Source organism: Bdellovibrio sp. 22V (genome assembly GCF_030169785.1).
Classification (GTDB): Bacteria; Bdellovibrionota; Bdellovibrionia; order Bdellovibrionales; family Bdellovibrionaceae; genus Bdellovibrio.
On the sequence record NZ_CP125854.1, the window covers coordinates 1591867 to 1604576 of the forward strand.

General features: G+C 47.7%; 14 protein-coding genes. 6 read left to right on the forward strand and 8 right to left on the reverse strand.

What is annotated here, in order from left to right:
• Window positions 1-90 precede the first annotated feature (90 nt).
• The 5 genes from QJS83_RS07710 to mreC all read right to left on the reverse strand — a co-directional run bounded on the left by QJS83_RS07710 (window position 91) and on the right by mreC (window position 5710).
• Complete coding sequence (locus tag QJS83_RS07710; RefSeq protein ID WP_284608595.1) at window positions 91-810, reverse strand: lytic transglycosylase domain-containing protein; 720 nt, start codon at window positions 808-810, stop codon at window positions 91-93.
• Between the two features lie 292 nt (window positions 811-1102).
• Complete coding sequence (rodA, locus tag QJS83_RS07715; protein WP_284608596.1) at window positions 1103-2227, reverse strand: rod shape-determining protein RodA; 1125 nt, start codon at window positions 2225-2227, stop codon at window positions 1103-1105.
• Between the two features lie 2 nt (window positions 2228-2229).
• Window positions 2230-4218 carry a penicillin-binding protein 2 gene (gene mrdA / locus QJS83_RS07720; RefSeq protein WP_284608597.1) on the reverse strand — a complete coding sequence of 663 codons (1989 nt, stop codon included), beginning with the start codon at window positions 4216-4218 and terminating at the stop codon, window positions 2230-2232.
• The gene (locus tag QJS83_RS07725) at window positions 4215-4751 is read right to left on the reverse strand and encodes a hypothetical protein (protein WP_284608598.1); all 537 of its coding nucleotides are present in this window, start codon (window positions 4749-4751) and stop codon (window positions 4215-4217) included. The genes mrdA and QJS83_RS07725 overlap by 4 nt, the downstream gene beginning before the upstream one ends.
• The gene (gene mreC / locus QJS83_RS07730) at window positions 4748-5710 is read right to left on the reverse strand and encodes a rod shape-determining protein MreC (protein ID WP_284608599.1); all 963 of its coding nucleotides are present in this window, start codon (window positions 5708-5710) and stop codon (window positions 4748-4750) included. The genes QJS83_RS07725 and mreC overlap by 4 nt, the downstream gene beginning before the upstream one ends.
• Window positions 5711-5854: 144 nt before the next feature.
• Here mreC and QJS83_RS07735 point away from each other — a divergent pair, with 144 nt between their 5' ends.
• Window positions 5855-6892, forward strand: a complete 1038-nt coding sequence (locus QJS83_RS07735; RefSeq protein ID WP_284608600.1) for a SurA N-terminal domain-containing protein — start codon at window positions 5855-5857, stop codon at window positions 6890-6892.
• On the forward strand, window positions 6892-7530 hold the full coding sequence (locus QJS83_RS07740) for a hypothetical protein (RefSeq protein WP_284608601.1): 639 nt from the start codon (window positions 6892-6894) through the stop codon (window positions 7528-7530). Before QJS83_RS07735 ends, QJS83_RS07740 begins: the two co-directional genes overlap by 1 nt.
• 14 nt (window positions 7531-7544) lie before the next feature.
• On the opposite strand, the gene QJS83_RS07745 is transcribed toward QJS83_RS07740, so the two are convergent.
• Window positions 7545-8327 carry a class I SAM-dependent methyltransferase gene (locus QJS83_RS07745; RefSeq protein ID WP_284608602.1) on the reverse strand — a complete coding sequence of 261 codons (783 nt, stop codon included), beginning with the start codon at window positions 8325-8327 and terminating at the stop codon, window positions 7545-7547.
• A gap of 97 nt (window positions 8328-8424) precedes the next feature.
• Between QJS83_RS07745 and QJS83_RS07750 the strand changes: the two genes are divergently transcribed.
• The 3 genes from QJS83_RS07750 (at window position 8425) to QJS83_RS07760 (ending at window position 10522) form a co-directional block, all read left to right on the forward strand.
• Window positions 8425-8871, forward strand: coding sequence for a hypothetical protein (locus QJS83_RS07750; protein WP_284608603.1), 447 nt, complete (start codon window positions 8425-8427; stop codon window positions 8869-8871).
• Between the two features lie 18 nt (window positions 8872-8889).
• Entirely contained in the window at window positions 8890-9360 is a 471-nt protein-coding gene (locus tag QJS83_RS07755; RefSeq protein ID WP_284608604.1) for an ankyrin repeat domain-containing protein, read from the forward strand.
• Window positions 9361-9445: 85 nt separating this feature from the next.
• Window positions 9446-10522: an endonuclease/exonuclease/phosphatase family protein gene (locus QJS83_RS07760; protein ID WP_284608605.1), complete on the forward strand. Its 1077-nt coding sequence runs from the start codon at window positions 9446-9448 to the stop codon at window positions 10520-10522.
• 62 nt (window positions 10523-10584) lie between these two features.
• Here QJS83_RS07760 and QJS83_RS07765 read toward each other — a convergent pair whose 3' ends face one another.
• Together QJS83_RS07765 and QJS83_RS07770 are read right to left on the reverse strand one after the other, a co-directional pair.
• Window positions 10585-10989 carry a cytidine deaminase gene (locus tag QJS83_RS07765; RefSeq protein ID WP_284608606.1) on the reverse strand — a complete coding sequence of 135 codons (405 nt, stop codon included), beginning with the start codon at window positions 10987-10989 and terminating at the stop codon, window positions 10585-10587.
• The gene (locus tag QJS83_RS07770; RefSeq protein ID WP_284608607.1) at window positions 10986-11555 is read right to left on the reverse strand and encodes a Maf family protein; all 570 of its coding nucleotides are present in this window, start codon (window positions 11553-11555) and stop codon (window positions 10986-10988) included. The genes QJS83_RS07765 and QJS83_RS07770 overlap by 4 nt, the downstream gene beginning before the upstream one ends.
• Window positions 11556-11692: 137 nt before the next feature.
• On the opposite strand from QJS83_RS07770, the gene folE2 reads away from it, so the two are divergent.
• Window positions 11693-12604 (forward strand): GTP cyclohydrolase FolE2, encoded by a 912-nt coding sequence (gene folE2, locus QJS83_RS07775; RefSeq protein ID WP_284608608.1) that lies wholly within the window; start codon window positions 11693-11695, stop codon window positions 12602-12604.
• The last annotated feature ends 106 nt before the right edge of the window (window positions 12605-12710 follow it).

The window sequence follows — 12710 nt, forward strand, 5'->3', positions numbered from 1 at the left end:
AGAGTTCTGATTACTTTTTGTAATGTTCGCGTGCCAGAAAGAGCCGCACCCACAGCGGAAATTCGTGGGTGCATATTATTTGTTTAGATACTAGTTAGACGCAATTTGAATAAATGCCGGAGTATTGATTTTCGCGTAGATCTCGCTGTAATTCTTCATCACACGAGAGTTGTACTCTGCAGGCGTGACGTTCTTAGCAAGCAAGCGGCGGACGTTGGAAGGACCCATGTTGTAAGCGCTCACATATTTCATCGCTTTACCTTGGAAAGAGCTGCGCAGGTAATTCATGTAAGCCAAGCCAATACGGATGTTCGCGCTTGGATTCTCAAGTGTTTTCTTGCCGTTCCAAGGAAGATTGAATTTCTTGGAAATCCATTCCGCCGTGTCTGGTTTGATTTGCATTAAACCGATTTCGCCATGACGGCCTACAACCACAGGATTAAACTTACTTTCCGTTTTGATCACCGCTAAAACGAAAACTGGGTCCATGTGGTACTTCGCGCTTTCAGTAATCACGGTGCGAGCAATACCACGTGAGTAAGCCTTCCATTTAGGCGCTAATGACGTTTGCACCTTACGGTGGATCATTTCATTCAAGGTCGCTTCGCCCTCCAGCTTTTGCGCTGTAGAGCCTTTATATTCAAAGCCTAAAAGCTCTTTAGCGTGAGCTACACGAGAAGCTTCGTTCACGCTTTCAATAGAAGCGATGACGGGCTTGTCCCAGCTCAAGAACGCGAAATTGTTAAAAAGAACGGACGTGAGTGTTGCGGCAACTAGCGTAAGTCCTAAATTGAGATGTTTCGTTTTCATATCCGCGACCTCCTGTTACTAGGAGATAGTTCAAGGCGCGTGCCGAGAATTTAAGTTCGCGGAATGTTTGGGTTCTTAGAATGAATCACCCATGAAAACGAATCCTTTCACGTTGGCAAATCAAGGTGTCAAACAAAGTATCGACAATGTCTGATAGATAGTTAGTCGATTCGAGATTATTTCTAACTTCGAGACGTTCTTTCTAATACACGTGGAGACGCGAGGGAATCGCAGCTTTTTTCGTTGTACAGAAAGAAAAAACGGAACCTTTTAGGTTCCGTTTTTATTTATTTTAGAAGAGATATCTGCGGTAGGCGACGCTGGAGACGATTCCCAAGCCCGCCATGGTGGTCAGCATGGATGAGCCTCCGTAACTGAGTAGAGGCAGCGGGACACCCACGATGGGGAGGAGTCCGATAACCATTCCGATATTTACGAACATATGCCAGAAGACGTAACAGAGAACGCCGACGGTGAGCAGCGCCCCGAATTTATCGCGAGCATTGGAAGCGATGCGCACCCCTGTGATGAAAAGGAATGCGAAAAGTCCCATCACGGCGATAGAGCCGACGAAGCCGTGTTCTTCGCTGAGCACGGAATAAATAAAGTCCGTGTGACGCTCCGGCAGGAATTCAAGTTGGGATTGAGTTCCTTTCATAAAACCTTTTCCAAAGAAGCGGCCCGAGCCTACGGCGATTTTAGATTGAATGCTGTTATATCCCGTTCCGCGCGGATCGCTTGTCGGTGACAAGAATGTGAGGACGCGGTTCTTTTGGTAGTCATGCAGAACGAACTTCCACGCGATCGGCAAGGCAATAATCCCCAAAACAATCGCAGAAACCATGATAATGCGTTTCACCTTGGCGAAGATCAGCATCGAGCCACCGATAGCAGCTAACATCATCGCGGTTCCCAAGTCGGGCTGTTCAACGACGAACACAAAGGGAATTCCCAAAACAATCAATGGAACGAACATCTCTTTAAAGCCCATGCCCGCGCCCAACGAATTGCGGGTCGCAAGGATTTTCGCCATCAGCATGATCAGTGCAAGTTTCATTGTTTCCGAAGGCTGGTAACGGAAAAAACCCAGGTCAATCCAACGTTGAGCACCCAGAGCGACTTTACCGAAGAAGGTCACGTAAATAATCGCGCCCAGATTCAGAACATAGATAACGATAGCGATCCTGCTCACGATCGAATAATCAAGCAGCGTCATCACCAGGAACACGGTCCAGCCGACAATCAACCACATGATTTGGGAGATAAACAAGGACGCGACGTCCGTGGACGTTGGGCCGTGGGTGGCACTGTAGAGATTGATCAAGCCAATCACGTTCAGGGCCAAAATCACGATCATTAAATTGATATCTAATTTTTTGAAAAGAGTTCTTTCCTCGACATGCAAAGATGTAAACACTCTTATTCTCCTTCCGCAGGTTCAGGGACAACGACAGGAGCTGTCGCTCTTTTGCCGCCTTTGGCTTTGAGTGCGGCCTCAATAACCTCAGGATGATATTTTTGGAAGTAAGCTTGCACGATATCGCGAACGATCGGCGCGGCGCCGGTACTTCCGTGGCAAGAGTGCTCTGCCAGAGCAGCAATTGTGATTTCAGGATTTTGTGCGGGCGCGAAAGCCACGAACCAACCGTGGTGGCGCATGTGAATAGGGCGGCCTTCACACTTCGCATAGATTTGATCGGCCGAGAAGCCCATCACCTGTGCGGTTCCAGTTTTACCAGCCATCTCGACGCCGGGAACTTTCCAGTGTTTCGCAGTTCCACGTTCACCATTGGCCACGCGACGCATACCTTCTTTAACAACCTTGAAAGTTTCTGCAGAGACATGCACGCCGTTGGGTTGCGTCTGTTGCAGATCGCGCACCACTTGCGGGAAATTTTCGCGCAAAACTTTGCCGTCTTGGTCGATGATTTTACGCACCAAGAAAGGTTTCACGACTTTGCCTTCGGTGCCGATTGTGTTGTAGGCAATCGCCATCGACAAAGGAGTCACGTTCACGAAGCCTTGCCCGATTGCTGTGCTCAGGTTTTCCCCTGGTTGCCATTCTTCACCGACAGTCGCTTTTTTCCATGCTGAGTTCGGCATCGTACCGGAAACTTCACGCGACAACTCAATGCCGGTTTTTTGTCCGATACCTAAAAGGCTGATGTAGTCATACATTTTATCTACACCCAGTGCGATACCCATTTTATAGAAGAAAACGTTAGAGGATCTTTCCAAAGCTTCATACACTGTGATGTTACCGTGACCGCCTTTTAAGTGGTCATGGTAAGGACGGCGACCAAAGTAAAACACGCCCGGTGCACTGACGATCGTTGTTGGTGTAATCACTTTTTCCTGCAAGGCAGGAACAGCCACCAAAGGTTTAAATGTCGAACCTGGAGAGTTGTGATCCTGAATAATTTTATTACGCAAAGGTTTAAACGGATCGTTGATCAAGCGCGACCATGTCTGCGCCGAGATACCCGTTGAAAACTCGTTCGGGTCGAATGACGGCGTGCTGACCCAAGCCAGAACTTCGCCGTTGGTTCGCATCGCCACAACCGCGCCGATACGATTCAAAGCCATGAAAGACTTAAACGCCGCTTCTTGAATATCGCGGTCGATGGTCAAGACAGCGTTGTTCCCGTGGACAGGAATTTGATCCTTGATTTGTTCACCGTAAATATTCGGAGTCTGCGTGACAGTTTCGCGACCGTGAGCATCGACTTGCAAGAAGCTGACGCCATCAGTTCCGCGTATGTCTTTTTCCAGGGTCTCTTCCAAACCGCTCTTACCGATGATATCACCTTGTTCAAAGCGAATCGTGCCCTTGTAAAGGTCGTTCAAGACGGGAAGCTGACGTTTAGAGATCTCGCCGACGTAACCGAAAAGCTGCGCGCCATTGTCCTTTAATGGATAGTAGCGGATGATGGACTCGCGGATTTCAAGACCCGGAGTATCCAAGCGCATGCGTTTAAGGCGAAAGACTTCTTCACGGCTTAGGTTTTCTTTAAGACGGATTTGCGCGAACGGTCCGTTTTGACGGCGACTTTTTGTGACCTTCAAAACGACTTTGTCGGGCTCCATGCTCAAGACAGGGCCGACGGTTTTTGCAAGCTCATCCAGATTCTCGATATACTGTGGAGAAAGAATGGCTTCGAAACCTGGCAGGTTTTCGACCAAAACTTTTCCGTCGCGATCCAGCATCAAGCCGCGAGGTGCGGAGATTTTATTTTGTTTGATACGGTTCTTCTCAGAGAACTCGCGCAACTCATTTCCCGAAATAATTTGCAGATACCACAAGCGCATCGAGAAAACGGTGAGCGTAAAGATGATGGCGAAGTAAAACAGTTTGTATCGACTCTGATACTCTTTAGCCTCATCCGGATTACTGACGTAAGTACTCATAACTCCAATCCTCCGGGCTCATGCATAAGTTCGTCCTGCGTAACTTTGTCGATTTTCGCCAAGACCCAGTACATCGGGAAGGCAAAGGAAGGAGTCAGGATGATTTGTACAAGTCGATCGACGATTTCAAAACTCGCAGGGTTTTTCTCCATCACCATTGAACTGAAGAAATAAATTAGGTGATAAGCCACGGCAGAGAAAGCACACATGATAGTATAGTATCCAGAGCCGCTCCAAAAGACGCGAGTTTTAATTCCATAGACCAAGGTAAAGAGAATCAGCAAACTGATCCACATCATCTTCAAAGGCATCGCCGTGAATGCGAGCAAAATGAAGCCCATGGCGTAAATCGTGAGGATCGCCGGACCTGGTTTGCGATAAAGAGTCACATACACAATAAGATTCAGCCAGAGAAGCGGTGACGGCACGTTGCCAAAAAGTTGGAACCAAAACGTCGTTTGAAACCCGGCTACTAAAATCAAAACTGCGAATAGAACGAGAAAATTCAGAATGGCGTTCCAGCGGATCTTCACTGTCTTTTCTCCTCAGGTTTTTTCGGAGTGGATGGAGAAGCGGCTGGAGTCGCTGCTGGCGCCGGTGTTGCAGTCGCGGCCGGCGCATCGCCTTCCGGAGTTTCCGTTGCCGCTTGCGGAGCATACTTGTCGCCGAAGTCTTCGTTCGCCGCAGAAAGCACGACAAAAACTTCTTCGACCTTGTAAGGATCCACCACAGGGCGCAAATCTACTTTAAGAGAAACGCTGAAAGTTTTGCGTTCGACGGATTCCACGACCGCCACCGGGAAACCTTTCGGGAAGATGTTATCAAGGCCGCCCGTGACAACAAGGTCGCCTTCTTTAACGTCTTCTGTTTTTTCCACGTACTTCAAAGAACAACCGTACTGGCTTTTTCCCTCAACGATACCGTGTGCGCGAGTTCTTTGCACGATACCATCCACCACCGCATAGCGGTCCGTGATCAACATCACGTGCGACGTGAAAGCTTCAGGTTTAAAGATATAACCCAAAACACCGCCGGTGGTGATTACCGCTTGACCGGCTTTCAAACCATCGTTGGTGCCTTTATTGATTGTCACGGTGTTGTGATCGATCACCAGATCACGGCCGATCACTTGCGCCGCCATCAAGCTCATCTTCGTTTGTTCTTTGAACGTCAAAAGTCCGCGCAGACGATCATTCTCCATAAGAAGCTCGTTCATTTTTTCCAAACGCGCCTGCAATTCGTTATTGCTGCTTTTGAGTTCTTCGCTGTGTTTCTTAATATTAATCAAATCCACGTACATTGCCGTCGTGCCTTTGACCCCGCTGCTGAAGCCATAGAAAGTTTCGGACACAGCGCTACCAAGAAGGGAGAAAGGTTTCGAAAGCCAATTAGATTCTTGCTGTCTTTGCTGCATGTTGATGGAAATGAGCGGCAAAGCCAAAACAATCCCGATCATCACCAATTTTTTGAGATCAAAGTTGAAAAAGTTCAAAAGTCACCTTCTGTTGCATTTATCTTTATTTCCCAACGCTATCAAAAGACCTTGAGAATTCAACAATTTCCCCTTGAAAAAATGCAAAAATCGTTGGGTAATGGAACCGCTTATTTGAAAGCTTGTTTAAGGAAGGAAAAGTTTATGAGCGAGAATATGGTAGAAAAGATGAAAAGAAAGCTCTCTGCAAAGAGCATCACAGCGATGGTTCTCTTCGGTGCGATCGTTCTTGTGTTTGTCTTTTCGGGAGTGTCCGACCGTATGAGCGGGGGCGTGGGTTCTGTTGCTCGTGTGAACAACACTTTGATCTCTATTGCTGACTTTCAACAGGAAGAAAATCGCATTCAGCAGTACTACCAAAACCTCTTTGGGGGCTCGATGGATTTCAGCTCTCAGCGTCAACTTCTGCGCCAGCAAGCTCTGGAGAACTTGATCCGCATGGAATTGGTCTCTCAAGCTGCGCAAAAAAATGGCATTATGGCGACAGACGCGGAAGTTCGCGACTTTATCGTGAAAGACATTCCGTTCTTCCAGCAAAACGGCCAATTCCAAAGAGAGTTCTACAGCCGCTATCTTGAGTCGACTCGTATGAATCCGGGCGATTTCGAAAATAAAGTTCGTAAAGACATCGCAAACGTCCGTACGCGTCAGATGTTCGAGATCGTTGCTGTGCCGACAGCCGTGGAAATGGCGAAGTTGCAGCAATTGCGTGCACAAAAAATCAATGTTCTTTTTGTGAAGATCGATTCTGAAGCCGCTTCTAAGGCGATGACGAAAGAAAAAGCCGAAGCCGCGATCAAAGCTTTGGACGAAGCTCTTGTAAAGGGTGACGAAGCTGCGGTGAATGCGCAGTTGAAGGAACTTAAAGCTTCGTGGGAAGAAACAGGTTTGGTGGAGTTGGGTGCGGAAAGCTTCCCGAAAATCACAAGCTCTGTGGCGACAGAAGCAATCTTCGAACTTAAAAAGGACGAGCCTTTGTTGAAGCGTTTGGTGCGCGACGGAAGTGCGAAGTACGTTTTGAAATTGAAAGAGTCTAAAGTTGAAGAAGTAAAGGCTCTTGAGCCAATGTCTGTTGAAATGACTCAGAAGCGTCGTGGCGACGGTTTGTTCGAAGCCTGGGTGAACCAATTCCGCGCGAAATCATTGGTGACAATGAATACGCAAGCGTTGCAATTGAACTAATGCTTCAATTCGTTCGCGAGATTCCTATTTTGATAGTTATCCAAGGAGCCCTGTCTTCACGACGGGGCTTTCTATTTCATCTTGCTGCCGGATTTACAAAAGAAATCGATCCTCTTTCGGGAATGTCGGTCAACTTGATGCTTGTGGACGAGTGGTTGAAGGATCTTAAAACAGATCTTGAAGCAACTCTGTTCGAATCTTCTTCCGAAAGTGTGAATCATGCGTTTGCCGAAGTGATGGCTGTCGCACGCCTGAATCTCACGGAAAAAGCAGAAAAAGAAGGCGCACAACTGGCAAGTCTGCGTTTCTGCGAAGAGCGCGGTTGGTCTTTTTCATGGAGTCATGAACAGTCTCCCGAAGAAATGATGTTCACTTATCCGCACTATATTGAAAGTCTGCCAAAAAACGAAAAATTCGATCTCCTTCGCGTGAACTTCGAGTGGCACCGAGTGCAAGGATGTGAAGCCGACTATCAGCACGAGGGTTTTTTGCTTTTAAAGAAACTCGCGCAGAAAGAGGCTTCTGAATTGCAAAATTCTTTGCCGTCTCTTTTGCAGACGAAGCTTCCTTCCGGCAGCTCGTTGCAAAATATCGAGATTGAATATCTCGGCGCCAACTACAAGGTCGCTTTCAAGTAATCTTTGAAGGAAACTTAAATCTTTAGCGCTCTCGTCGCGATGAAGCAGGGAAGGAAGTCGTGGATAGGAGCCGTGCCTTTCCAGGAATCTTCATAAAATCCCGTAATCGCAAAGCCGACATCTGTCTGGCCACCAATGAGATCTTGTAAAGTATGCCCGAAATTCAAAGGTTCATTCGGTCCGAAATATTTCAGACGCTCTTCTTCCGTAAGGCTCGTGGCATCGGAAAAGGGGACTTTGTACTTCATTTGTACGATGCCTTGTTTTTCTAAATCCAGATCTATGGTGAAAAGAACCGGATTGCAAAAGCCTGCGATCATCGTGCCGCCTTTTTTCAAAACGCGGTAAGCTTCTTTCCACACAGGTTTCGCATCGGGAACAAAACAGTTTGAGCAAGGATGAAAGATAAAATCGAAAGAGCTGTCGGCAAAACAAGACAAGTCAGCCATATCGCCTTCAACGGTTGTGAGGGCGAGTTTGTCTCTGTCTGCAACCATACGATCTTGCGCCAACTGACTGGGAGAGTTGTCAAAAACGGTGACTTTAGCGCCTGCCGCCGCAAAGAGCGGCGCTTGTTGGCCTCCGCCGGAAGCCAGCGCTAAGACTTGCAAATTTGTCATCTTCGGAAACCACGAAGATGGCACCGGTTTTTCCGGAGTTAAAAGGACAGACCATTCGCCGTTGCGAGCTTTGTTAACTGCTTCAGATGTAACGGGAATTGTCCAAGGATTGTTGTTGTCGACTTGCCAGTTCCAGGCTTTTTTGTTGAAGGCTGTGATATCCATGTGAACAGTCATAATCCATTTGTCGAAATTTGATTACTGAAAAGTAAATAGGGTGATGACACGACTCAGTGGTAAATATACCTCATCCCAAAATCTGGCGGAGGATTTTATGAAAACGGTCTGTTTTCTCATGGGCGCTTTATTGGTCGGCCCTTCTGTTCACGCAGCGGTCGATAGAGATGCGCAGGTTGTAGCGAAGTTTATCTCTTTGGCGAATGACGGTTCCACGGACATCGCCAAAAAATTGCAGACGGTCCGCCAAGAAAAAGCCAACGGTTTTCGCAATGAAGAACAAGTGATTCCGAAAGTTCTTAAAGCCGCCGATTTTAAAATCATCGAAACAGAGAATGAAACCTACTATGGAAAAGTGACCGGTCCCGACGAGGGCGATCGCGAACCCGGCTATGAAGATCGCGTTTACAGCGTCTTTGTTCCTGCCGAGGAAACCTCTTATGGCGGTCGGATCAATGCCATCAGCACCGTGAAGTTTGAGTGCATCTTGCACGCTGACGATTTCGAAGCGCCTCAAGCTGACGTCACTTGCAAAGAAAAATAAGCGCCGAGTGGAGAAGAGATGATTACTTGGGAAGAGTACAAAAGATCTGTCGTTTCCGAAGCCCCCATTTTTGAAAATGTCCGTAAAGGTGAGAGAGAAAGCGTTCTGGAATATCTTGAGCGCGGCGGTTCTCTTGAAGAGAAAAACCGACGTGGCCACAGTCTTCTGATGATTGCCGCTTACAATGATCAGATGGATCTGGTGCGCCTTCTTTTGGATAAAGGCGCTGACGTGGATGCGATGGACACCGGAGGCAATACGGCTTTGATGGGCGTGGCGTTTAAAGGTCTCACGGGAATTGTAGCTCTTCTGTTGCAGCGAGGCGCTGATCCTTTTTTAAAAAATGCTCAAGGCATGATGGCCATCGACTTCGCGAAAATGTTCTCTCGCCGTGATGTCAGTATGCTTCTTTCCGGAGAGGTTCCTTGGTCGGAGCCGTTGCCAATGCCGTCATCGGAAGGGCGCGGAAAGTCCCTGTCTTATTATTAGACAGCCAAGAACCTTTTAAAGGGCCTCTCGGCTTTGTATAAAACTTGAAAGATCAGACGCCAAAGACGTTTGTTGGCGAGGGTGTATGAATCTTTCAAAGCTTTTAGTCCTTGGTACATTGTTGCTGGGTTCCCAGGTCCATGCCGAGCAGTATTGGCAGCCTGACAATCGCCCGCCGCGTTTTTGCCTGCAAAACTTCAATGCCTATGGGCCCGTCTATGCAAGTGGTCTTGAAGAGCGTACCGAGCGGATGACGGGATTTTTGCAGGCCCTTCCCAAGTGTGATGTCGTGCATTTGCAAGAAGTCTGGAATGAGTCTCACATCAATAAAATCGAAAAAAATCTGCGTCACCAATATTCTATGACGACGCCTAATCGCGACTCGCGCATCGGCGTGATGTCGTTGTTTATGGGCGACATTAAAGGCAAAGAAACAGTGAATTTCACTGTGAACAACGAAGGTGGCGTCATGGACAGTGTTCGTGATGCGTTGAATGTTAAAAAAGCCTTCCATGTTGTGCGCGCGGGTTTCTTTGGTATCGATGAAGATTTCTTTTTTATGAATACACATCTGCATCCCTCTAGCTCCTCTGTGCGGATTACGCAGATTTTGGATTTGTTGCGCTGGCGGATGGAGAATCCGCAACTGAAACTTCTTTTGTCAGGTGATTTTAATGCCGATGTCGACAGTCTTGAGCGCAAGCTTGTGATGCTGACGTTGGGTATGCATGATTCGATGGAGGAATTTCTCGGCGGTTACCCGAAAGGCTACTGCACTTATTGCGCGGGAAATCCTTTGGGTTGGCTTCTTTCGGATCACACGTTTGACTATATCTTTTTCTCGAATGTGGGCGAATCTGCGACGACGTTGAAAGCCATCGAAGGACAGGTGAATATGCGGGGGACTCCGCGCAAGCCATGGTCGGATCACTATGGAGTGCGTGTGAATTTTTCCGTCGAGCCTGCAAAGTCAGCTCTGACCTCTGAACAAACGGAAGCGCGCCGTATAGAAGCCCTCGAAACTTTGGCGGTCGCAGCGCACGTTCTGAAAAAAGAAAAGGGCGAAGAATTTCGCCTGTACTTAAAGGCTTTAGAAGAGCTTTCGGCACAACTGAAAGCCCGCTCGGGAAAATTCAACGCCTACTTCGAAAGTTACCGCTAGCGGTACGGCCTTACTTTTGGTTGAGCAGTTGCACAACCAAAAGTAAGGCCGTACCTCAAGAATTAATCTAAATGTTTTGGTGTGAACGCTTCCGGGAAGATCTCGGGGAAGGCGAAGGTTTTCATTTTGCCTTGCAGGTTGGCCGTGTGAATGACGGTTTGTTCGTTGGCGAATTCTGCAATCACTTGACGACAAAAGCCGCATGGAGGCCAGGGTTTTTCAGCATCACTGATCACCAGGACTTCTTTGATTTGTTTGTGAGCGCCTTCACTGACCGCTTTAAAAATCGCCACGCGTTCCGCGCAAACAGTTCCACCGAAAGAGGCATTTTCAACATTGCATCCGGCATGAATGGTGCCGTCGCTCATTAAAACGGCTGCGCCGATGTGAGCGTTCGAGTAGGGGGCGTGTGCGCGTTTTTGTGCGGTCGCCGCAGCTTCAAAAAGTTTTTTTTGTATCTCTGTCATAGACCTAAATTCTCTAATATTTTGCTGAGTTCAATCAAGGGCAAACCTTGAATCGCCGTGAAATCTTGGCTTTCGATTTTTTCAAAAAGCTGGATTCCGTGTTTTTCAATTTTATAACTGCCGGCACAATCGGTCGCCTGATCCAAATCCACGTAGCGCTCGATTTTTTCGCGGCTTAAAGGCTTCATGTGCATGCGTGTGATATCGGTATAAGGAATGGGCTTGTCGCCGTCAAAAACACAGATCGCCGTGATCAGCTCGTGCGTCTTGCCTTGCATCGCAAGAAGCTGTTCGACGGCTTTTTCGCGCGTGTGTGATTTGCCAATGATGCGGCCTTCGAAGGAGACCAACTGGTCGCCGCCAATAACGACGCGGCCCGGAGCTTTGAGGCTTGCGGCTTTCAAATACGCGAGTTTTTCGGCCAGAGCTCTTGGAGAAAGGCTCGGATCTTTCTCTTTTTCTTCGTCGATCAAGGGCGCTTGGGACGTAAAAGTGTAAGCCAATCGAGAAAGAAGCTCTTGGCGGTATTTAGAAGTGCTTGCGAGAATGAGTTGTTTTTGTGCCATACCCTTTCAACCTAAAGGCTTGTTGAGTTTTTGGGTAGGTAGTAGCGCCGCGCCATCATTCCTTCTCTGTAAAAACTATAATTTAAGAGCCAACGGAGGGAAATTGCGGTAGAAGCTTAAGTCAGTTGGACCAAGTTATGACGAAAAAAAATCTTCCCGATGTAGCAAAAGAAACCCATTCTGAAAAGTATGCGCCCATTGACTGGGTTGGGATGGGTTCCATTGAAGTTCCTCTTTTACTCAAACAAAGTGATGGCGTGTACAGGATTCCTGCACGTGTGGATGCCAAGGTAAGTCTTGATAAAAAGCCTTCTCGTGGCATTCACATGTCTCGTCTGTATCTCATCACGCAAGAGACGATCTCTAAAAATGAAATGTCTTTGGATCTTCTCGGCAAAACCACCGACGAGTTTTTGAAAACTCACGAAGACCTTTCCACGCAAGCATTGGTGCAGGTGCAGTTCGAAGCTCCTCTTGTGCGCAAGGCTTTGAAAAGTGCGAATCAGGCGTGGCGCTCTTATCCAGTGATTCTTTCGGCCTTCAATGAAGAGGGTGTGAAGAGTTACTATGTCGAAGTCGTCGTGACTTATTCAAGCACGTGCCCGGCTTCGGCGGCGTTGTCGAGACAGCTCATTCAAGACGGTTTTAAGCAGCAGTTTGAAAATCAGTCTTTGGATTATGATGTTGTTCACTCGTGGTTGGGAACTCCGCAGGGGATTGTGGCAACACCTCATGCGCAAAGAAGTTTTGCGCGCGTGAAGGCGGAAGTCGGCCCGAATTACGATTATGGCGCTTTGATCGACATCGTTGAAGAAGCCTTGCAGACGGCGGTGCAGGGAGCGGTGAAGAGAGAAGACGAGCAGGAGTTTGCTCTTCGTAACGGACAGAACTTGATGTTCTGTGAAGATGCTGCTCGCCGCGTGAAAGAAGCGTTGGACGAGAAAGCCGAAATCTTGGATTACGTTGCTGAGTTCAGTCATGTCGAGAGTTTGCATCCGCACAACGCGGTTTCGCACATCTCGAAGGGGCTAAAGCTGCGTCATTTTTAGGGTTTCTCGGTTTTTGCGCCCTTTCCGCCGTGTAATAATAACCAATTGAAAATGATTCTTAATAAAAATGGACTTCAAAGGATCTTTCCTCTATAAAAGTTCCTTT

Excerpts from the sequence above, each read along its gene's own strand:
- QJS83_RS07750 (WP_284608603.1), top strand. The coding sequence starts at position 8,425 with ATGAAAACGGTCTGTTTTCTCATGGGCGCTTTATTGGTCGGCCCTTCT.
- QJS83_RS07740 (WP_284608601.1), top strand. The coding sequence starts at position 6,892 with ATGCTTCAATTCGTTCGCGAGATTCCTATTTTGATAGTTATCCAAGGA.
- QJS83_RS07765 (WP_284608606.1), bottom strand. The coding sequence starts at position 10,989 with ATGACAGAGATACAAAAAAAACTTTTTGAAGCTGCGGCGACCGCACAA.
- QJS83_RS07755 (WP_284608604.1), top strand. The coding sequence starts at position 8,890 with ATGATTACTTGGGAAGAGTACAAAAGATCTGTCGTTTCCGAAGCCCCC.
- QJS83_RS07745 (WP_284608602.1), bottom strand. The coding sequence starts at position 8,327 with ATGACTGTTCACATGGATATCACAGCCTTCAACAAAAAAGCCTGGAAC.
- folE2 (WP_284608608.1), top strand. The coding sequence starts at position 11,693 with ATGACGAAAAAAAATCTTCCCGATGTAGCAAAAGAAACCCATTCTGAA.
- QJS83_RS07770 (WP_284608607.1), bottom strand. The coding sequence starts at position 11,555 with ATGGCACAAAAACAACTCATTCTCGCAAGCACTTCTAAATACCGCCAA.
- QJS83_RS07760 (WP_284608605.1), top strand. The coding sequence starts at position 9,446 with ATGAATCTTTCAAAGCTTTTAGTCCTTGGTACATTGTTGCTGGGTTCC.
- QJS83_RS07735 (WP_284608600.1), top strand. The coding sequence starts at position 5,855 with ATGAGCGAGAATATGGTAGAAAAGATGAAAAGAAAGCTCTCTGCAAAG.
- QJS83_RS07710 (WP_284608595.1), bottom strand. The coding sequence starts at position 810 with ATGAAAACGAAACATCTCAATTTAGGACTTACGCTAGTTGCCGCAACA.
- mrdA (WP_284608597.1), bottom strand. The coding sequence starts at position 4,218 with ATGAGTACTTACGTCAGTAATCCGGATGAGGCTAAAGAGTATCAGAGT.